18 protein-coding genes are annotated in these 19,150 nt (G+C 47.3%); 11 read left to right on the top strand and 7 right to left on the bottom strand.

Annotated features, from left to right (window positions below):
* Nucleotides 1-3 precede the first annotated feature (3 nt).
* Nucleotides 4-1,317, top strand: coding sequence for an ATP-binding protein (locus F0U83_RS16360; RefSeq protein WP_138988024.1), 1,314 nt, complete (start codon nucleotides 4-6; stop codon nucleotides 1,315-1,317).
* A 65-nt stretch (nucleotides 1,318-1,382) separates the two neighbouring features.
* Here the strand turns inward: F0U83_RS16360 and F0U83_RS16355 are convergent, their stop codons facing one another.
* The 5 genes from F0U83_RS16355 to F0U83_RS16335 form a co-directional block, all read right to left on the bottom strand.
* Nucleotides 1,383-4,523, bottom strand: a complete 3,141-nt coding sequence (locus F0U83_RS16355) for a DEAD/DEAH box helicase (RefSeq protein ID WP_138988025.1) — start codon at nucleotides 4,521-4,523, stop codon at nucleotides 1,383-1,385.
* A gap of 87 nt (nucleotides 4,524-4,610) precedes the next feature.
* A complete protein-coding gene (locus F0U83_RS16350; protein ID WP_138988026.1) occupies nucleotides 4,611-5,438 on the bottom strand; it encodes an ion transporter in 828 nt (275 codons plus the stop codon).
* A gap of 96 nt (nucleotides 5,439-5,534) precedes the next feature.
* Nucleotides 5,535-6,059 (bottom strand): HugZ family pyridoxamine 5'-phosphate oxidase, encoded by a 525-nt coding sequence (locus F0U83_RS16345; protein WP_138988027.1) that lies wholly within the window; start codon nucleotides 6,057-6,059, stop codon nucleotides 5,535-5,537.
* Nucleotides 6,056-6,463, bottom strand: a complete 408-nt coding sequence (hutX, locus tag F0U83_RS16340) for a heme utilization cystosolic carrier protein HutX (RefSeq protein WP_138988028.1) — start codon at nucleotides 6,461-6,463, stop codon at nucleotides 6,056-6,058. Before hutX ends, F0U83_RS16345 begins: the two co-directional genes overlap by 4 nt.
* A gap of 8 nt (nucleotides 6,464-6,471) precedes the next feature.
* Complete coding sequence (locus F0U83_RS16335) at nucleotides 6,472-8,493, bottom strand: TonB-dependent hemoglobin/transferrin/lactoferrin family receptor (protein WP_138988029.1); 2,022 nt, start codon at nucleotides 8,491-8,493, stop codon at nucleotides 6,472-6,474.
* Nucleotides 8,494-8,630: 137 nt separating this feature from the next.
* Here F0U83_RS16335 and F0U83_RS16330 point away from each other — a divergent pair, with 137 nt between their 5' ends.
* Genes F0U83_RS16330 through F0U83_RS16320 form a run of 3 tightly spaced genes read left to right on the top strand, consistent with a single transcriptional unit; the run spans nucleotide 8,631 to nucleotide 11,226 of the window.
* A complete protein-coding gene (locus tag F0U83_RS16330) occupies nucleotides 8,631-9,443 on the top strand; it encodes a heme/hemin ABC transporter substrate-binding protein (protein WP_138988030.1) in 813 nt (270 codons plus the stop codon).
* Nucleotides 9,440-10,465, top strand: coding sequence for a FecCD family ABC transporter permease (locus F0U83_RS16325; RefSeq protein WP_138988031.1), 1,026 nt, complete (start codon nucleotides 9,440-9,442; stop codon nucleotides 10,463-10,465). Before F0U83_RS16330 ends, F0U83_RS16325 begins: the two co-directional genes overlap by 4 nt.
* Nucleotides 10,465-11,226 carry a heme ABC transporter ATP-binding protein gene (locus tag F0U83_RS16320; RefSeq protein WP_138988032.1) on the top strand — a complete coding sequence of 254 codons (762 nt, stop codon included), beginning with the start codon at nucleotides 10,465-10,467 and terminating at the stop codon, nucleotides 11,224-11,226. The genes F0U83_RS16325 and F0U83_RS16320 overlap by 1 nt, the downstream gene beginning before the upstream one ends.
* Before the next feature lie 90 nt (nucleotides 11,227-11,316).
* On the opposite strand, the gene phbB is transcribed toward F0U83_RS16320, so the two are convergent.
* Together phbB and F0U83_RS16310 are read right to left on the bottom strand one after the other, a co-directional pair.
* Nucleotides 11,317-12,060, bottom strand: coding sequence for an acetoacetyl-CoA reductase (gene phbB, locus F0U83_RS16315; protein WP_138988033.1), 744 nt, complete (start codon nucleotides 12,058-12,060; stop codon nucleotides 11,317-11,319).
* A 4-nt stretch (nucleotides 12,061-12,064) separates the two neighbouring features.
* Nucleotides 12,065-13,456: a malonyl-CoA decarboxylase gene (locus F0U83_RS16310; protein WP_138988034.1), complete on the bottom strand. Its 1,392-nt coding sequence runs from the start codon at nucleotides 13,454-13,456 to the stop codon at nucleotides 12,065-12,067.
* Between the two features lie 157 nt (nucleotides 13,457-13,613).
* On the opposite strand from F0U83_RS16310, the gene F0U83_RS16305 reads away from it, so the two are divergent.
* The 7 genes from F0U83_RS16305 to rpoZ all read left to right on the top strand — a co-directional run bounded on the left by F0U83_RS16305 (nucleotide 13,614) and on the right by rpoZ (nucleotide 19,147).
* Nucleotides 13,614-14,051 carry a MaoC family dehydratase gene (locus F0U83_RS16305; RefSeq protein WP_138988035.1) on the top strand — a complete coding sequence of 146 codons (438 nt, stop codon included), beginning with the start codon at nucleotides 13,614-13,616 and terminating at the stop codon, nucleotides 14,049-14,051.
* 1 nt (nucleotide 14,052) lies between these two features.
* Nucleotides 14,053-14,598: a hydrolase gene (locus tag F0U83_RS16300; RefSeq protein ID WP_138988036.1), complete on the top strand. Its 546-nt coding sequence runs from the start codon at nucleotides 14,053-14,055 to the stop codon at nucleotides 14,596-14,598.
* Nucleotides 14,599-14,627: 29 nt separating this feature from the next.
* Complete coding sequence (locus tag F0U83_RS16295; protein WP_138988037.1) at nucleotides 14,628-16,265, top strand: acyl-CoA synthetase; 1,638 nt, start codon at nucleotides 14,628-14,630, stop codon at nucleotides 16,263-16,265.
* A gap of 45 nt (nucleotides 16,266-16,310) precedes the next feature.
* Nucleotides 16,311-17,531, top strand: a complete 1,221-nt coding sequence (locus F0U83_RS16290) for an ATP-binding protein (protein ID WP_138988038.1) — start codon at nucleotides 16,311-16,313, stop codon at nucleotides 17,529-17,531.
* A complete protein-coding gene (locus F0U83_RS16285; protein ID WP_138988039.1) occupies nucleotides 17,528-18,157 on the top strand; it encodes a response regulator transcription factor in 630 nt (209 codons plus the stop codon). Before F0U83_RS16290 ends, F0U83_RS16285 begins: the two co-directional genes overlap by 4 nt.
* 100 nt (nucleotides 18,158-18,257) lie before the next feature.
* A complete protein-coding gene (gene gmk / locus F0U83_RS16280) occupies nucleotides 18,258-18,878 on the top strand; it encodes a guanylate kinase (RefSeq protein ID WP_138988040.1) in 621 nt (206 codons plus the stop codon).
* A gap of 56 nt (nucleotides 18,879-18,934) precedes the next feature.
* Nucleotides 18,935-19,147, top strand: coding sequence for a DNA-directed RNA polymerase subunit omega (gene rpoZ, locus F0U83_RS16275; RefSeq protein ID WP_138988041.1), 213 nt, complete (start codon nucleotides 18,935-18,937; stop codon nucleotides 19,145-19,147).
* The last annotated feature ends 3 nt before the right edge of the window (nucleotides 19,148-19,150 follow it).

The following is a 19,150-nucleotide window of genomic DNA, read 5'->3' as shown; positions in this document are numbered from 1 at the left end:
ACTATGCAGCGTAACTTACTCAACGCCTTAATTGCATGGAAAAAACAACCTGTGCGCAAGCCATTATTGATTGATGGCGCAAGACAAACGGGCAAAACCTATCTATTGCAAGAGTTGTTTGGTAACACCTTTGCCAACATCCTTCGTATCGACTTCCTTGAAAACCCTGCTTACAAAGAGGCGTTCGATGGCTCACTGTCACCTGACGAACTAATAATGAATATTGAGCTTTTGACTAATCAGGCGTTCAACCCAGAAACCGACTTGCTGATATTAGATGAAATTGGCGAATGTGAACGAGCCGTTACTTCGCTTAAATATTTTGCCGAAAAAGCACCGTCCTATTTTGTCGCAGCCAGCGGCTCGAACATTGGTTTGCTCAACACCTTCCCTGTGGGTAAGGTTGAACAATACAATTTACGACCACTGACCTTCCAAGAATTTATTTACGCATCCAACGAGCAAGCACTGATCAAAGCATTTGATAGTCAAGCAAGCACACCGGCGGTGCATACTAAATTGATGGATAAACTAACCGACTACTTTTTTACCGGTGGTATGCCGGAAGCGGTTGCTGCTTGGTATCAGTATAAGGATGCAAGCATTCTAGAGCGTGTTGAAAAAGTCACAAAAATTCATGCCGATTTAGTTGAAGGTTATCGCCGCGATTTTGGTAAGTACGCGGGCAAGGTCGACGCCACACTGATTGAATCGGTATTTAATAGCATTCCAGCGCAGCTATCACTAGTAAACGATGAGTCTGTTAAACGCTTTAAATTTAAGCATGTGCATGAGCGGAAATCTCGTTATAGCGACTTTGAAACCGCGATCCATTGGCTTAACTGCTGCCGCTTAGCTTTGCCAAACTACCCTGTTGAAGGATTGCCGAAATCTCCGTTGGCGGCCTATAAAAAAGAGAATATGGTTAAACTGTTTCTGTTTGATGTGGGCCTGCTCAATCATATGCTAGGCAGCAGTTATAAAGAGATTAAGCAACAAAACTATGAATACAAAGGCTATGTGGCTGAAAACTTTGTGCAACAAGAACTCACTGCTATTGGCGTTGACCCAAGCTATTCTTGGAATGACGCCCGCGCCGAAATCGAATTTATTTTGGCAACAGATGAAGGAAATATCATCCCTGTCGAAGTCAAAAGTGGCAAACGTACAAGAGCAAAATCGTTGGCATCTTACATTGGAAAATGCGCACCCAGTAAAACCTTTAAGTTAACTGGCACACAAGGCTCATCAGCTTTAGAACAAACCAATATCGTGATGCCCTTGTATTTCACGCAGTATTTGACACAGCGATGGTAAGAGCGCGTTGGTTAGACCCCGAGGTCTACACAAAGTTACATTATAGATAACAATTTGTAGATCTATTAACCCACAGCCAGCTTGGCCGCTTGCTGCCACATAAAGTGCGGCATAGGCTCTTTTAGCTTCCAGGTAATGTTCATCGGCTGTGAACCAGTGTGTGATACATATTCTACCTCGCCGTAATTAACAAAGCCTATAGTACGACCACATTCATCTTTGGTTTGCTCACGTACAAATAAGAACAGACGTTTGCCAATTCCTTGATGCCGAATGTAATCCAAACCACGTCCTCTATCGGGTCTTGCGCTATTTTGAGACTGCCAATGGAAGAGGTGTTCGTTAATCGCGTAATCGTGATACATGGTGGTTGGCGAGAACTGCTGTTCGTTTTTGTCTAAGGTAACAAACATCAGTTCAATATTTTGCTCTTTTAGAACAAATACACCTTCTCGCGCTGGCGCTTGGTGCTCGAAAGTTGTTGCGCCAAATGCGACCAATATTTGTTCACGCGCATAGCGTGCATGTAATCTTAACGAAACATCAGGCAACGCATGCATTGTTGGTTGCTCATGCTTGGTTTGTGCAAGTTGCCAGTTTAAAACGTCTAATAACTCTGTTTTTATTTCGTAAGAGTTTAGTTCCGCTAAGCTTTGTTTGATGGAATCAAAACCACACTCAGCTCCTGTTTTTTGCCAGAAATCGTAATGACACATCAATCCATAACGATGACTCGTATCTGCAATAGCAAAATCATTTTGGCAAAGCTGCTTTAAAAAGCTTAAATAAGCATAATCATCACAGGTCAGAATCCGGTTATGAATGGTCTTTTTAAGCATTTTTAAGAGGCTATCATCTGGCATATTTTCGTTGATTTCACCTTTGGCTTGCTGAACAAGCTGTGACCAACACCCTCGCTTATATAGTTCATTTAAGTTGATATGAGGGTTCAGGGCTAAGAAGTTAGATAGAGTTAACGGTAGTGTGGAATGCTGAGGAAACTGGCGGATCATCGCCACTAAACGCTTCAATGTTAGTGAGGCTTGGCGAATATTACTGAGTACCATTTCTTGAGTGCGTTGACTCAACTCAATACGACAACCAAGTGGCACATGAGGAAACCCTTGCCTTATCTCATCACTGATGGCGCGGTTACTTTTACCCACTAAGGCTCTAAATTTATTGGCAAAATCATATTCAGGACGTGAGTTGCCAACAAAATCTAATACAGTACAACACTCTTTACCCTCAGCTAAACGCAAACCTCGGCCAAGTTGTTGCAAGAAAATAGTCAAACTTTCTGTTGGTCGTAAAAACAGCAAAGTATCAACTTCGGGAATATCGACGCCTTCGTTGAATATATCGACTACACAGAGCACGTTAATGTTTCCTGAGCGAATGGCTTGCTGCTTTTGTTGTCGCTCATAACTGTTATCGCTGGTCAACACATCTGCTTTAATGCCTTTCAACAAGAGTTGCTGCGTCATGTACTGCGCATGCTCTTTGCTTACGCAGAAAGCTAACGCCTTCATTTTGCCTATGTCAGTGACGATCTCCTGCACACTGAGTAGAATCTTGTCAAAACGCGCTTGGTTGTGGGTATATAGGTTGGTTAGTTGAGCAATGTCGTAACGCCCCCGACTCCAAGGAATGGTTCGCAGGTCAGTATCATCATCAATGCCAAAGTACTGAAATGGACAAAGATGACGGCGGTTAATCGCTTCGGGCAAACGGATTTCTGCCGCAATAACTCCGCCAAAGTCAGCCAAAATATCACTACCATCATGGCGCTCTGGCGTTGCAGTAAGTCCTAGTAATATAGAAGGTGAGAAATATTCTAGAACCGCTCGATAACTTGAAGCAGCTATATGATGCACCTCATCGATCACGATATATTCATAAAAATCAGATGTCAGGTTAAGCTCACCAAGCTGATTGTTTAACGTTTGAATTGACACAAACAGTTGCCGATAATGCTCTGGTGAGTGCCCACCAACCCATAACTCACCAAAAGCACTATTTTTCAATACTCCACGGTAAGCCGCTCTTGCTTGCTTTAATATTTCTTCTCGGTGTGCAACAAATAGGAAGTTTGCTTGCGGTTTTTCTTTAATAAAGCGTGCAAAGTCAAAGGCAGAAATCAGGGTTTTTCCGGTGCCTGTAGCTGCCACCACTAAATTACGAAAGCGTTGGTGAATACTGCGCTCAACGGCCAGTTGTTCTAAGATTTCGCTTTGATGAGGAAAAGGTGAGATATCAAAAAAATGCGTTGAGCTAGCCTCGTAGTTACCACGTTGTTGGTTCAAAGCCTTTTTAAGTTTTTCGCTACTTGTAGCATCATCATTAAATAGCTCAAAATCATGAGATGCCCAGTAAGTTTCAAATGTACTCAATGACTTTTTAATAATATGTGGGATTTCCTGCGAGGTGATTTTCAAATTCCACTCTAAACCGTTCGTTAAAGCGGAGTGTGAGAGGTTAGATGAACCAATGTACCCAGTATGGTAGCTAGAATTGCGAAGGAACAGATAACTCTTAGCATGTAAACGCTCACGCTCGGTGTTATAACTCAGCTTGACTTGGGTATTCGGTAAGTTGGCCAAATACTCAACTGCTTTAGCATCGGTCGCACCCATGTATGATGTGGTAATGATTTTGAGCTCACGACCACTAGAGGTGAATTCTTCCAATTCTTTTCGAAAAATGCGTATCCCTGCCCACTTAATAAACGACACTAACCAATATATTTTGTCCGCTGACAAGATCTCTCGCTTTAATTCAGCTTCAAGTGAGAGCCCTGCATTACTGCCACAAAACAGCTCACTTTGGCTTAAGCCGGTTAAAGGATATATGTCATTGATGTAGGCTTTTAAATCGCTAGAGACAGGGTTTTCTAATTTGTATAGCGCGGTCAGAATTTTACCTTGGCTGGCAAGCAAATTATCTTCGATAAAGTCGTTATCTTGAATTTGTTCTTTTAACCAAAGTAATAATTTATTGGATAAGGCAATTTGCTGTTGCAGACGGTCATCACTGGTTGGTACGGACTCAATGGCGAACTCAAGGATGTGTGACAGGAAACGAGACAGCCAAGTTGATGCTTCACTGCTATTGAGTTCACGTTCACCTACAAAAAATCGCTTACGATCAATTCTACTTGCGATAAGTTGTGTTATCAGCTGTTCGTAAATTCCGGTCTGCTGCATAAATTCCCTTTTGTTCTAATGGCTGGATTAGCAATAGTATAGGTTGATATAGCTACTACGTTGCTAATCTGATCCATGCTGACTACCTCATTGCTTCTTAATCTCGCTTCGCAGTTGTGCTACTTCATGTCGTAGTTGCTGCATTTGGTTGAGTATTTGTTGCTGTGTGGCTTGCTCAATATCGTGTATCTCTTTGCTTTCTTGCTCATGCATGGTTTGTACGGCATTGACAATCACGGCGATGAACAGATTCAGCATGATAAAGGTGGCTGTCAGAATAAAGGGTATGAAAAAGGCCCAAGCGTAAGGATATTGTTCCATAATGGGGCGTGCGATACCCATCGACCAGCTTTCTAACGTCATAATCTGGAAGAGTGTGTACAAGGATGCGCCCAAGCTACCGAACCATTCTGGAAAGGCTTCTCCGAACAGTTTGGTCGCCATAACAGCGGAGACGTAGTAAACCAGCGCGAGCACCATGGCGATAGATAACATGCCATTGAGTGATTGGATGAGTGCCCCAACAATGTTGCGCATCGAGGGTATAAAGCTCAGCACGCGCAAAATACGTAGTACCCTCAGTGCGCGTAGTACCGCGAAAGGGCCGCTGGCGGGTAGCAGTGCAATCCCTACCACGGTAAAGTCAAATAGGCTCCAGCCATCCTTGAAAAAAGCGAGCCGATGCACAAATAAGCGGACGAGTATTTCAATGACAAATACCGATAGTATGGCTTTGTCTAGGGCTAACAAGTAGGGGCCTACGGCCGTCATCACCGAAGGGACGGTTTCCAACCCGAGCGTCACGGCATTGACTATTATAAGCCCTAGTAAAACTCGCTGTACGGTATTGTGTTCAATGAGTCGTTTTAAACGTTGCCGAATCGAATTCGCTGCAATAACCGATGTTCCAGTCATTTATCACCTCAGGGGTTAACTGGCGCTATTGTATGTTAGTGCGGCATAAGCGCAATCTACAATTCGATGCGGCCATCACAAAATATTTGATTTACCCTAAGATGCCCGTTTTTTATGCCCATCCCTGAGGTGGTCTACGAGCTCTCCTGCTAGGGTTTCACCCGTTAGTGTAAAAGCACGTCCGAATCCTTTGACATAACGCCCAGCTTCTGGTGTTAAGCGGAATAGTTTGAAATCAGCGAGCTGGCTGAGATTACCGATCCGTTGACCATGTCGATGCGTTAGTAGGTTTATGCCGTGTTCCCATTCTGCTTGGTCAGGTGCAATGTGAGTGGCGCTGACTTGATAGCTGACACGCTTGCGTGCGAATAGCTCTTTGGCGCTATCCTCATCCTCGATAATCATGACCGAGGCTTTCGGGTGGGTGGCTAGGTTGATAGCATGAATGGCGATTTCACTAATCAGTACATATAAACAGGTTTGATCTAGTGCAAAAGGCGCGTAGGAGGCATAGGGCGTTTCTCCATCGGTCATTAAGCTGGCGATCTGTAAACTCTTACGACTGTTAATGAAATCGAGCACTTCTTGCTGAATTTTTTGGGTATGTTGTGGATTACTCATGATTCGGTTCCGTCGCTGTTGTTAACCCGTAGGTGTTGTTGGATCGCTTTGAACTGTTCAACTTGATTGTCCAGCAGTTTGCCGTCAGTGTCGCGACCGACAAAAACTTTGAAAATGGCCGCGCCCTGTTCATCCTCAAAAACAAAGGCGTAGCTTTCTTTCCCTCTATGGGGCTTGTCTTGAAAACTGACCTGTTTAATGGTGGCTAGATTGAGATGGCCTTCAAATCCTTTTCCATGGCTGTTGAGGTTATAGTAGCCGTGGCTGAAAGAGCCCGCTGGAAAGGGGCCTTTGAATTCGAATACGCATCCTCCATGAAGAACAATAACGGTACAGTAGTGCCATTGGCTGAGCGCTTTAAGCAGCGGTTCGACCTGATCTGAAGGTAGTGCTGGGGTTGTCATATAGGCTCCTAAAAATCATAGCGAAGCGAAGCGATCACTTCACGGCCCGGTTCGTAAAGCTCCGACCATGCGACACGATAGTACCTGTTGCTGATATTGTTAAGGGTAATATCCAGACTTAAGCCGTCGATGCTGGGAGAGTTCCAAGATGCGTAGAGGTCGGTCAGTGTGTAGCCATCATAGACTCGACCCTGACCATCACTGCCGTCCCATGTGCGTTTATTGGCCAATGCGTGCGTCAGGCGTACGCCTGCTCGCCAACCGTTATTAAAGGCATAGCTGAGGTCTGCTTTGAGTGTGTCTGCCGGGATATTCGTTAGGTCATCTCCCGTTTTTTGATCTTTGCCTCGGGTCATACCGTAAGATGCAGTGGCCAAAAATTGCTGATAACGGTAGTCTGCGGCAATCTCAAAACCAGACAGTTTTGCTTCATCGACATTGATATAGGTTGCGTTCCCGGGAATAAAGGCGAAGCTAGGGAAGTAAGAAAAACGTGACGTTGATACCTGCTCGATAAAGTTATCAACACGGTTTTCAAACAGGCTGGCGCGTATTCCTAATTGCCCCCCGTGACTCATGTTATCTAGATTGAGCGCAATATTGAGTTCGGTGTTTGCCGACTTCTCGGAGGCAAGGTCGGGGTTGGGTTTAAAGGTTTCACAGCCAGCAGGGGGAATACAGTAGTGTGTACCTGTGGTGTATAGCTCTTCTGAGCTAGGTGAGCGAAAAGCGCGGTCGTGACGAAGCGTGAAGGCTAGCTCATCACTGGCCTGCCATATCAGTGCGGCTGAGGGGGAAAAAGCGCTATCTGAACGGCTGCCGATGGTATCTGCCTGCGTTTTGAAATGATCATAACGCCCACCTAGCTCGAGTTTCCATTGGGGAGTTAGCGCCAGAGTACCTTGTACAAAAGACCCCCATACGGTGGTGTCACCATCGGGTGGATTAGGCCGGTTGCCACCGCTTCGAGTGGCTGAGAACTGCTCTTGATAACCATCTATACCATAGCGTAGCTGGAGCGTGTCTAGTTGAGAGAGGTTATTGATATTAAAGCCAAAAACATCCAGCTCGGTACGGTCGAGTCGGCCATCACTGATACGCGCCTCGTTCATGTTAATACGATTCCAGTAGGTGCTGACATCGGCATTAACCCAAGGAGACTCAGAGTCGATGTTGTAGCCTATTAAAACATTGTGAGTTTTTTGCTTACGATCAATTAGCGGGTTGCTTCTACCGGGGTTGGCTGCGCCATTAGAGGGTACAGCACCGTCATCGTTGGCTGCACGGTAGCTGAAGCGAAGTGTTTGGTCTGTATCAATGTACCAATGTCCTTTAGCCAGTACGCCTATGTCTTGGGAGCCTGAGTGGTCTAATTCCATCCCGTTACCCATTTCTAGGTCGTTACTGTCACGGTAATAGCTGCCAAATAACCAGTCAAATTGGCTAGTCTGGCCTGCGAGTGTTAGAACGGTGTTCGATTCGTCGTTATTGGTATTAAACCCTGTCTTTATGAATCCACCCACGGTTTCTTGTGATTCGAGAAGATCCCAAGCATTAAGGGTTCTCTGAGCAACAACCCCACCTAATGCACCGGAGCCCCAAATAGAACTTGAGGGCCCTTTAACCACCTCTACTTCCCTAAGCAGCGAAGGATCCAGCAAAAAACTGGGGCGGTGGCCTGACTCAAATGTCTGACGGACACCGTCAACCGTTTGCAGAATACGGTTGGCTTCTAAGCCTCGAATATTTACCGTTTGATTATTGGCGCGTGAGCCGCCGGAGGTTGTGACGTTGGGATGATGTTTGACGGCTGCGGCAACAGAGTTTGGCTGCAACTGCCGAAGCATCTGCGGCCCAGTGATCTCTGTGTTGCGAGTTTTGTGAGTTTCCTCCAGTGGGTTAGAAACGATATTAATCTGATCTAGCTCACGAGGCTCGGGTGCATTGGCAGCTTCTGCAATGCAGGCGCTCAAGGGCGTTAGGCAGAGTGACACCAGTGGCAATAGGCTGCTCTGAAATACAGACTTCATAAATAATTCCCTGAGTTTCTCATGGTTAGTGTTGGGTGGTGCTGCTGTCGTTTATTTTTCAAAAATACAATATCGACTTCCATATGTAAATAATAACAATTATCATTTGTATTATTCTTAATCTGTGGAGGTGTTTTATGCAGCGTCTGATAGCTCTGGGTTGTTTGCTGTTAGTGTCCATGCTGAGCTGGGCTGAACCTAGTCGTGTTATTAGTACGGATGCTCGGGTAACAGAGATGTTGCTGGCTCTTGGGGCTAAGCAGCAGCTAGTGGCTGTGGATGTGACGAGTGCGGTGCCTGACTTACCTAGCATTGGTTATCATCGGCAATTACCGGCAGAAGGGCTGCTAAGCCTACAACCTGATCTGATCATCGGTAGCGAACACATGGGGCCCGAAAGCACGCTAGAAGCGCTTAAGCGTGCCAAGGTTGATGTGCTGCAACTGCCGACGGCAGCCCATGCCGCCGACTTGAGTAAACAGTTGATGATATTGGGGCAGCGATTGGGTCGCCAAGCCCAAGCACAGCATTTAACGAGTCAATTAGCGATGGAGCTCGATCAGTTGCGTGCCCATGACCTTCAGGGTCGCAAGGTGGCTTTCTTGCTGATGTTGGACTCGACAAAGCTGAGGGTTGCCGGGCAAAACACGGCAGGGCATGCATTTATTGAGATGTTAGGTGGTCAGAATGCCGTTGATTTTGCCAACTACCGTACACTGTCTGCTGAGTCGTTGATTGCATTACAGCCTGAAGTGCTACTCGTAGCGTCAAATAGCAAAGGGTTTAGCATGGCTAAATTACTGTCGGATTTGCCTGTTCTCAACGCGACGGCCGCAGCAAAAAACGACCATATCTATCAAGTTGATGGTAGTACGTTGGTGGCTGGGTTGAGTATGGGGGCTGTGCAACAGGCGCTGGATATTCATCGCCAGTTTGCTAAACCGTTATGACGCGTTGGCCCGTTGCACAGCATGCTTTTGTGCTGGGTGCATTGCTATTACTGGGATTATTAACATCCTTGGTGCAAGGGGCGATCAACCTGCCTGCAGGTAATAGCCTTCTCGCGGTTTTGGATGCCTTGGTTGGAAGTCGCTACAGCACGTTGTTGGATTACCAACAGGTTGTGGTGGTGGATCTGCGCTTACCCCGAGTACTTTTGGCGGTTGTAGTCGGGGCGCTGCTCGCCCAGTGTGGCGCGGTAATGCAAGGCCTCTTCCGAAACCCTTTGGCTGATCCGGGCATTGTGGGCGTGTCATCGGGGGCTGCGGTTGGAGCGATTCTCGCTATTGCTTGGTTAGTACCCTTGCTAGGTGATTGGACGATACCGGTGTGTGCTTTTGCCGGTGGTTTAGTGGTTACCTTGTTGGTATATCGTTTGGCGAAAACCCATAACGGTACTTCTGTCATGATGCTGCTGTTGGCGGGTATTGCGGTATCAGCCTTTGCTGGGGCGGTTATTGGGTTTGTTAGTTATATTAGCAATGATCAGGTACTGCGTGATCTGAGCTTATGGCAGATGGGCTCTTTAGCGGGCGGTGATCGCTTTAATTTGGCGATAGCCTATGCGACCTTACTCATCTTACTGGTTGCTTTTCAGCGCCGGGCGGCAGCACTCAATGCGTTGTTGCTGGGAGAGCCGGAGGCGCGCCATCTGGGTATTCGAGTAGAACGTTTAAAAATAGAATTGGTTGTTCTCACCGCGATTGGCGTCGGTGTTGCGGTCTCGTGTAGCGGCATAATTGGCTTTGTAGGTCTTGTCGTGCCGCATTTGGTGCGCTTAACGGTAGGGCCGTGCCATCACACCTTGTTGCCACTATCTGCACTGATGGGGGCAGTGCTTTTATTGTATGCCGATCTTATGGGAAGACTTCTGCTACAGCCAGCAGAACTGCCCGTGGGGTTAGTCACGGCGTTAATAGGGGCGCCTTTTTTTCTCGTATTGCTGTTACAAATGAGGCGACGGGGAGCGTAATGCTGGAGTTGAATCAGGTTGTAGGTCTGCGAGGAAAGACGCCTTGCTTAACAGTGAGTGTTTTATCCCTCAAGAGCGGGGAAGTGTTGAGCTTGATGGGCCCCAATGGTGCAGGGAAGTCGACATTGTTAAAAGTGATCACAGGTGAATTGCCCCATAAAGGAAGGATTGATTTTCATGGTCGCCGGATAGGGGATTGGGCAGATAACGAGCGAGCTTGCCATGTTGGGGTTCTGCCTCAAGCGAGCGAGCTGGCGTTCCCATTTACTGCAGCGGAGGTCGTGACGTTAGGGTTGATTCCCTTAAGCATCGGTAGTCGCCAAGCTGGTATGTTGGTACGTGAGCAGATGCGTCGTACCGACAGTATTCATTTGTCTGATCGACTGTATAGCGCTTTATCCGGTGGTGAACGTCAGAGGGTGCATCTTGCTCGGGTGATGGTGCAACTAAGCCAAGCAGAGCAGGCGCCTTTGCTGTTATTGGATGAACCAACCTCTGCGCAAGATTTGGGGCATCAGCACCAGGTGTTAAGGTTGGCAATGGAGTTAGCTCATCATCAAGGGTATGCCGTTTTGAGTATACTCCACGATATGAATCAGGCGGTCCGCTATACGGATCGTTGTGGGTTGTTGGCTGATGGCTGCCTGCAGGCGTTCGGGGCACCACAGCAGGTGCTCAGTGCGGAGAATATCCAGCGTTACTGGCACTATGATGCCGAGGTGTTTGAGCATCCTACACAGGGGCGTGCGATCATTCTATAAACACCGATAAAAAAATCCCCGCATGTAGCGGGGAGAAAAATTGCTAACAAGTTGTCAGCAAGTAAGGAATCGGGTGATCAAGGCTGGCGTTTACGCCATGTACTGGCCGCCGTTAACCGACATATTTGTTCCGGTAATAAAACCTGCGTTGTCGTCCGTTAAGAAAGCAACAGCGCGAGCAATCTCTTCTGGCTGGCCTAGGCGACCGACAGGGATGCCTTCTACGATCATGTCCAGTACTTTTTCAGGTACTTGGCGTACCATCGGTGTGTCGATGTACCCAGGGGATACGGAATTGACCGTTACGCCTTTGCGTGCACCTTCTTGAGCAATGGCTTTGCTGAATCCGTAAATGCCTGCCTTAGCGGCTGAGTAGTTGGCTTGTCCGAATTGACCTTTCTCGCCATTCAGAGATGAGATATTTACGATGCGGCCCCAGCCTCGGTTACACATGGCTTCGAATACCGGTTGGCACATATTGAACATGGAGTTCAAGTTAGTTTGAATAACGGCTTGCCATTGCTCTGGCTGCATTTTCTTCAAAGGAGCGTCCCGCGTGATCCCCGCATTATTCACAAGGATATCCACAGGACCTAATTCGTTTTCAACTTCTTCCAGTAGTGCTTTACAGGCACTGTAATCGGCCACATCAACCGCTTTCATTGTGATGTCAAAACCTTGTTGTTTCATGCTCTCTTGCCAGCTGTTTGCAGCCTCTTCGTGGCCTGGTATGTAAGTGCCGACGACTTTTCTATCTTGTTGGATAAGTGCTTTGCACATTGATTCGCCGAGCCCGCCATTGGCGCCAGTGACGATTGCGATACGTTGAGTCATGTTGTTATCCTTTTAACGAGTGATTGATAAGGGTTTTAATTGAGGAGGAGACAGAGCGTGTGCCTTGGCTGATATAAGCTTGGCTGCGTTCCTCAATTCTGGGTAAGTCGTAGAGATAGTTCACCATAAATCCGGCAGACTGCTTGAGGCCGTTTTTAGAGGTGTCTGCTAACCAGTTGAGCTGGGCAATTTGTGAGCCGTTGCTCAGATGGAAATGCGTAACGGGATCTGCTGCTGTGTTGCTGTTCTTGCGCTTGGCTTTGACAAGGTAGTAGGCAACTAAACTGCTCAGCGGTGCTTTGAGTGTCGAGTCCAGTAGCGACTCTAAAGTGTTGAACTCTTTACCTGTTTTCCCTTTCTCGACTAGCTCTTTTCCGCCAGGCAGCGTTGCCAGCTCTTCTTCGCTTTGGTTGCTTAGCCAGCGTAAAAAACCAGGGATAGGGGATAGTGTTGAGAACTGCGTCAGCTGAGGGAAATCATGCTGTAGTTCTTTCACTACACGCTTGATTAAAAAGTTACCAAAACTGATTCCTGCCAAGCCCTTTTGAGCATTAGATATGGAGTAGAAAATGGCCGTATCTGCCTCTTCAATATCCAAGACCGGCGCTTTTTCGTCTAAGAGTGCTTGTACGTTATCGGCTAGGCCTTTTACCAACGCAACCTCAACAAATATCAATGGTTCGTTGGGCATATTGGGGTGGAAAAAAGCAAAGCAGCGTCGATCAGAATCCAGCCGATTTTTTAAATCATCCCAGCTCTTGATGGCGTGTACTGCTTCATAGGCTATTAGCTTTTCTAGTAGTTCTGCGCTGGAGTGCCAGTTGATCTGTTCAAGTTGTAATAAACCGATATCGAACCAGCTGATCAATAGCCGTTTGAGATCTTCTTCAAGCGGCTTTAGTTCAGGGTGTTCTGACTTGAGGGAGAGTAGCTGTGCTCGCATATCCACAAGAAACTTGATCCCCTCAGGTAGCTCATTAAAGAGCTTAAGTAGCTTCATACGTGGCGGCTCTAAAGCCTTACGTAAATGCAATGCTGCTTCTGCTCTATCCTCTGCCGCAGCCGTTTGCCATTGGCTAATTTGCTGTTCTACTTGTTGGCAGTCGGTGTCGTAATGTTGGGAAAGTACTTTAAGAAAACGTAATTGCCCTTCAGAGCTTAGAGCCAGATAGCTTCGGCCAAGCGTCGCTGCTCTGACGCGTGCAGCAACTTCACCGCCTTTATCTGCCAAGCAATGATCGATCCAAAGCTTTAATGTCTGCTCATCATCCTTGCTCAGCTCAGGGGAGAGGTTTAGTTGCTCCTGGGTAGCTCGGTTTTCTGTTGCCTCGCGCCATACATGTCGCAGGCGACCTAAGGTGCGTTCCAAAAAACTGTGATTGACGGTTGTTGGCATACCTACCTCATCGTTCGAAAACGTGTTTGTTTCGTTGCTCTACTATTCAAGCTATCAAATAAAAATTAAAAAACCAAGTAAAAACCCTTGGTTTTTTGAGATAAAACCATTAGTTTAAAAAGCAGTTAATGAAAAAGTATTGAAAAAGAGGTCTTTTATGCAGGAACTACACGGCTTTTATTTAGAGGATTTAGAGGTTGGTCAGAGCGCGAGCTACGCCAAAACGATTACAGAAGCAGATGTAATCTTGTTTGCGGGTATTTCTGGTGATGACAACCCAGTGCATATCAATGCGGAGTATGCCGCAGAGACCATGTTTAAAGAGCGTATCGTGCATGGCATGTTCAGTGCTGCACTAATTTCGGCGGTATTAGGTACTCGCTTACCAGGACCGGGAGCTATCTATATTGATCAACAGATTAAGTTTAAGGCGCCTGTCCATATCGGTGATACTGTAACTGCGACGGCGCGTGTTCTTGAAATTAACCATGAGCGCCGTCGTGTGACCTTGGAGACGATTTGTACAGTTAAAGGCAAAGTCGTGGCTGAGGGTGTTGCAACGAATATGGTCGATCGTCGACCAGAGGGGTGTTGAGATGATGTTAGAGAAAGATAATTCCTGTTTGATGGTTATTGATGTACAGAGTCGCCTGTTACCCGGTATCCATGAAAGCGAGAAGTTGGTTCAGTACTGCGATTCGTTGGTGGAACTAGCTCAGGCATTGAACATTCCCGTACATGGCACAGAACAGTATCCAGAGGGTGTTGGCCCAACGGCAGATGGCTTACGTGAGCGGGTAGGTGAAGGTCAGTTTACGGGTAAAACCTTTTTCTCTTGTGTGGATGCGCCACAGTTTGCGGATAAGTTAGCGAGCATTACACAGGATCAGGTTGTTATCTGCGGAATGGAAGCTCATGCCTGCGTTTTACAAAGCGCGCTAGGTTTTAAAGCGATGGGTAAAGAGGTATTTGTTGTTGCGGACGCGATCTCATCACGAAACCCTGTTGATACTGAGCTGGCTATCGCTCGTATGCGTGAAGAAGGCATCAAAATTGTTACCCGTGAAATGGTCGGCTTTGAATGGCTGCGTCGCTCGGATGCAGAGGGCTTTAAACTGTTCAGCATGAAGTTTCTGCGATAAGCCAAACGAGCGCTACAAGGAGATTGAGGATGCAAAATAATAATAACAATCCGTATGAAACAGGTTTGGACAAAGGCCCTGCAAATTTTGAAGCCTTAAGTCCCTTGCCTTTCATTGAGCGGGCGGCGTCTGTTTATCCAGACCGTCCCGCTGTGATTTATGGAAAATTAACACGTTCATGGCAGGAAACCTATGAGCGTTGTCGACGGGTCGCTTCATCCTTAGAACAGCGTGGCGTAGGGAAGGGCGATACGGTTGCGGCACTCCTTCCGAATATACCGGAAATGCTAGAACTGCACTTTGCTGTTCCTATGATTGGCGCGGTTTTGAATGCTCAAAATATTCGACTGGATGCTGAAACTATCGCCTTTATGCTCAATCATGCTAAAGCGAAGGTATTGCTGGTGGATGGTGAATTTGCCCGTGTTGCCAGAGATGCGCTGGCGCTATGCGAGCATGAGGTACAGGTGATTGATGTACTGGATCCAGCCAGTGAAATTGAGCATCGTTTAAGTGAATTGAGTTACGATCAGTTAGTGGCTGATGGTGATCCAGAGTATCACTGGCAACTGCCAGATGATGAGTGGCAGGCGATTGCACTGAATTACACATCGGGTACGACGGGGAATCCCAAAGGGGTTGTTTATCACCATCGTGGGGCTTATCAAAATGCACTGAGCAACATTCTGGGTCAGCAGTTGCCTGCACATGCGGTATACCTGTGGACGTTGCCGATGTTCCATTGCAATGGTTGGTGCTACCCTTGGGCTGTCACCGCGGTCGCTGGCACTCACGTATGCTTGCGCCAAGTACGCCCTGAACTGATCTTTGCGGCTTTGAAGCGGGAAAATGTAACCCATTTTTGTGGTGCGCCGATTGTTCTCAATCTTATGTTGAACGCGCCTGAAGCGAAGGGTTTTGTATCTGAACAGCCCATTACTGTGACGACGGGAGGTGCTGCGCCACCGGCTTCTATTATAGAAGGCATGGAGCGTATGGGTATCCAAGTGGTACATGCTTATGGCCTGACGGAAACCTATGGACCCAGTGTGTTTTGCGACTTCCAGCAAGCGTGGGCTGGCCTGCCATTGAGCGAAAAAGCGCGAATGATGTCTCGCCAAGGGGTTAGGGCGCCGGCAGTTGGTGCCCTAATGGTGGCGGATCCTATCTCCATGCAGCCGGTTGCAAAAGATGCGCAAGCGATGGGTGAGGTCTTTATTCGTGGCAACACGGTTATGAAGGGCTACTTAAATAATACTGAAGCGACGGGGTCTGCGTTTGAAGGAGGCTGGTTCCATACAGGCGATTTAGCGGTATGGCATCCTGACGGTTATATTGAAGTTAAAGACCGCACAAAAGATATTATCATCTCAGGTGGTGAAAATATCTCCACACTGGAAGTAGAGGATACCTTGTTCCGCCACCCAGACATTCTTGAAGCAGCCGTGGTTGCGCTTCCTGATGAGTATTGGGGGGAGGTGCCTTGTGCGGTGGTAACGTTAAAGGCCGAGGCTGAAGTGACCGCTGAGGATATCATTGCCCACTGTCGTGCTCATCTGGCCCACTTTAAGTGTCCTAAACGTGTGCTGTTTTCTCCCTTACCCAAGACATCCACTGGCAAAGTGCAAAAATTTGCATTGCGAGAGTTGGTCAAAGCGTCCTTTTAACAGGGCGCTTTATTTTCGCGAGTTTTGTTATCATGGAGCTGGGCAATGATACTTAGTCATGGGAAAAAACAGAGCGTAATGAACCCCTCAAATAACAAGTATGGCGTCAGTGAGCTGACGGGTGATGCTGAGCGTAACCGTTTGTTAGCTGAGATGGCCGAGCAGTCCACCGATATGATCTCCCGCCATACGCCAGATGATTGGCGTTTTATCTATGCCTCGCCTGCCGTTAAAGTGGTTTTGGGGTTTGAAGTAGATGAGATTATAGGCATGTCGGCTTATGAACTTTACCACCCGGATGATGTTGATGACTTTAAGCGTCGTCGCCCGAGTGTCATCTACGATCAAGGGTTCTATACGCATACCTATCGCTTTCGTCGTAAAGATGGTTGCTATACGTGGCTAGAAAGCACCAGCCGGACGATTCGAGATATTGATACAGGAGAGCTGCGTGAGATCCTTGTAGTATCCCGAGATGTTAGCCATCGTGTAGATGCTGACGAGCGTATGCGGCAATATCAGAATGAACTGAATCGGGCATCCCGTATGGCGGCCATCGGAGAGATGGCTTCTGGTTTAGCCCATGAGCTCAACCAGCCGTTAACGGCGATCATCAATTATGTCCGCGGAATTGAGAGACGAGTGGCAACCAACCCTAAGTTGACGCTGGATGAATTACAAACTCCCCTAGCACGCATCGCCTCAACCGCTCAAAGGGCTGGGGATATTTTACACCGCATGATGGATTTTGCCCGTAAACGCGAACCTAAGCGCGAGCCGCTCGATCTGTTTGAGCTGGTGACAGGGCTAATAGAATTCTGCGGTAATACGGCTAAGCAGCATAATGTACAGATTGAAAGTCGTTTGCCAAGCCCGTTGCCAGGTGTGATGGCGGATCGTGTTCAGATAGAGCAAATATTGTTGAATTTGCTCCTGAATGGGATTGAAGCGAGTCAGCGCCCGGCCGATCAGCTTTGCGGAAAAGTCTGGATCGAAGCTTCTCTCTATAAAGGGAAGCAGGTTATGATTTCAGTTTGTGATCAGGGCGAAGGCATACCTGATAACGATGCGGAACCCCTGTTTGAACAGTTTTTCACAACCAAAGAGAATGGGTTGGGGATGGGGTTACCCATCAGCCGTTCGCTGGTGGAAGCACATGGCGGCCAACTGATTGGCGAGAATCTGGCAGAAGGCGGTGCGGCTTTTCGTGTTATTCTGCCAGAGGTTGTGGATAACAACGCTTTGATAAATAAAGAGAGCAGATGAGTACAGAGGCTAACCCGACGGTTTTTGTGGTTGATGATGATGCGGATGTGCGTGATTCCTTACAGTGGCTATTAGAATCTGTAGGCTTGTGTGTACAGACGTTTGAGACTGGGCAAGCCTTTCTGGATGCGGCCTCAGCAAAGGCCCGAGGCTGTATACTTATGGATGTGCGTATGCCGGGTATCAGCGGCTTAACGGCGCAAAAACAGCTATCAGAACAGCAAATAAGTATTCCTTTAATTATGATCTCTGGCCATGCGGATGTGGATATGGCTGTTACCGCCATGACTCAAGGTGCTAAAACTTTTTTGCAAAAACCATTCAGTGATCAAGCCTTAATCGATCATGTTCAGCAAGCATTGCTGATAGATGAGCAGCGTTGGCAGCAGCAATCACAGATACATGACCTACAAGCGCACTACGACAGTTTAACGCGACGAGAGCGCCAAGTTTTTGAAGGTGTTGTCTCCGGTATGTCGAATCAAGAAATTGCTGATCATCTCTCAATTAACCGTAAAACGGTTGAGGGACATCGTAGTCACATGATGGCTAAAATGCAGGCCAGCTCGTTGTCTGAGTTGGTTCAGATGTCAGTTCGCTTAGGGCTTATGCAGCCTTTCAGTTAACGTAGACGCAGCTTCTCCTAGTGTCTAAGGTGTCAGCCTGATTCTGACCGGGTATAATACGGGGCTATTTCTCACTGACGTTTTAAAAGCGAGCCTCCTAATGAGCGTAACTGGCACACTCTATATTGTATCTGCCCCTTCTGGCGCGGGTAAAACCAGCCTTGTTAAAGAGCTACTGAAGCAAGATGGCGGTATTCGTGTATCGGTATCCCATACCACTCGCCCCACTCGCCCAGGAGAAGTTGATGGTCAGGATTACAATTTTGTCTCCATGACGGAGTTTGATCAGCTGATCGAAACCCATAGCTTCTTAGAGTATGCCGAGGTCTTTACCAACAAATATGGTACTTCACGTATTTGGGTTGAAGAGCAGCTAGCAAAAGGAACCGATGTTATTCTGGAAATTGATTGGCAGGGCGCGCAGCAGGTTCGTAAGCTCATGCCTGAGGCTGTTTCTGTTTTTATTCTCCCACCGTCTCGGGAAGAATTACGTCGTCGTTTGACTGGCCGGGGCCAAGATGCAGAAGAGGTGATAGACCTGCGTATGTCTCAGGCGGTCAGCGAGATGGTGCATTTTGATGAGTTTGATTTTGTTGTCATCAACGATCAGTTTGATAAAGCCTTGGCTGAGTTACACGCCATCTTTAAAGCGCAGAGGCTTCTGCTGACTAATCAGCGGGTCAGACAGGCGTATCTATTGGCCGATCTCTTGTCAGAATAAGCCTTTTTAGGTACAATCGCCGGTCCTTTAAAGTACCAAATTCTCCGAGGTTTAGCATGGCACGCGTTACTGTTGAAGATTGCCTGGAAAATGTAGATAACCGTTTTGAACTCGTAATGGTTGCCGCCAAGCGTGCTCGCCAGCTGGCTACCGGTGGTAAAGATCCAAAAGTGGATCGTGAAAACGATAAAGATACGGTTGTTGCTTTGCGTGAAATCGCAGAAAACCTAGTCAATAAGTCTATTTTAGACGACGTTGGCAATCATTAATCT

The organism is Neptunomonas concharum (genome assembly GCF_008630635.1).
GTDB classification, from domain to species: domain Bacteria; phylum Pseudomonadota; class Gammaproteobacteria; order Pseudomonadales; family Balneatricaceae; genus Neptunomonas; species Neptunomonas concharum.
The sequence above is the reverse complement of the archived record's forward strand: the minus strand, read 5'-3'. Positions and strand labels throughout refer to the sequence as shown.

What these genes read in the sequence shown, in the direction of transcription:
- phbB (WP_138988033.1), bottom strand. Translation starts at nt 12,060, where the DNA reads ATGACTCAACGTATCGCAATCGTCACTGGCGCCAATGGCGGGCTCGGC.
- F0U83_RS16360 (WP_138988024.1), top strand. Translation starts at nt 4, where the DNA reads ATGCAGCGTAACTTACTCAACGCCTTAATTGCATGGAAAAAACAACCT.
- gmk (WP_138988040.1), top strand. Translation starts at nt 18,258, where the DNA reads ATGAGCGTAACTGGCACACTCTATATTGTATCTGCCCCTTCTGGCGCG.
- F0U83_RS16305 (WP_138988035.1), top strand. Translation starts at nt 13,614, where the DNA reads ATGCAGGAACTACACGGCTTTTATTTAGAGGATTTAGAGGTTGGTCAG.
- F0U83_RS16350 (WP_138988026.1), bottom strand. Translation starts at nt 5,438, where the DNA reads ATGACTGGAACATCGGTTATTGCAGCGAATTCGATTCGGCAACGTTTA.
- F0U83_RS16310 (WP_138988034.1), bottom strand. Translation starts at nt 13,456, where the DNA reads ATGCCAACAACCGTCAATCACAGTTTTTTGGAACGCACCTTAGGTCGC.
- F0U83_RS16335 (WP_138988029.1), bottom strand. Translation starts at nt 8,493, where the DNA reads ATGAAGTCTGTATTTCAGAGCAGCCTATTGCCACTGGTGTCACTCTGC.
- F0U83_RS16355 (WP_138988025.1), bottom strand. Translation starts at nt 4,523, where the DNA reads ATGCAGCAGACCGGAATTTACGAACAGCTGATAACACAACTTATCGCA.
- hutX (WP_138988028.1), bottom strand. Translation starts at nt 6,463, where the DNA reads ATGACAACCCCAGCACTACCTTCAGATCAGGTCGAACCGCTGCTTAAA.
- F0U83_RS16285 (WP_138988039.1), top strand. Translation starts at nt 17,528, where the DNA reads ATGAGTACAGAGGCTAACCCGACGGTTTTTGTGGTTGATGATGATGCG.
- F0U83_RS16325 (WP_138988031.1), top strand. Translation starts at nt 9,440, where the DNA reads ATGACGCGTTGGCCCGTTGCACAGCATGCTTTTGTGCTGGGTGCATTG.
- rpoZ (WP_138988041.1), top strand. Translation starts at nt 18,935, where the DNA reads ATGGCACGCGTTACTGTTGAAGATTGCCTGGAAAATGTAGATAACCGT.
- F0U83_RS16345 (WP_138988027.1), bottom strand. Translation starts at nt 6,059, where the DNA reads ATGAGTAATCCACAACATACCCAAAAAATTCAGCAAGAAGTGCTCGAT.
- F0U83_RS16290 (WP_138988038.1), top strand. Translation starts at nt 16,311, where the DNA reads ATGATACTTAGTCATGGGAAAAAACAGAGCGTAATGAACCCCTCAAAT.
- F0U83_RS16300 (WP_138988036.1), top strand. Translation starts at nt 14,053, where the DNA reads ATGATGTTAGAGAAAGATAATTCCTGTTTGATGGTTATTGATGTACAG.
- F0U83_RS16295 (WP_138988037.1), top strand. Translation starts at nt 14,628, where the DNA reads ATGCAAAATAATAATAACAATCCGTATGAAACAGGTTTGGACAAAGGC.
- F0U83_RS16330 (WP_138988030.1), top strand. Translation starts at nt 8,631, where the DNA reads ATGCAGCGTCTGATAGCTCTGGGTTGTTTGCTGTTAGTGTCCATGCTG.
- F0U83_RS16320 (WP_138988032.1), top strand. Translation starts at nt 10,465, where the DNA reads ATGCTGGAGTTGAATCAGGTTGTAGGTCTGCGAGGAAAGACGCCTTGC.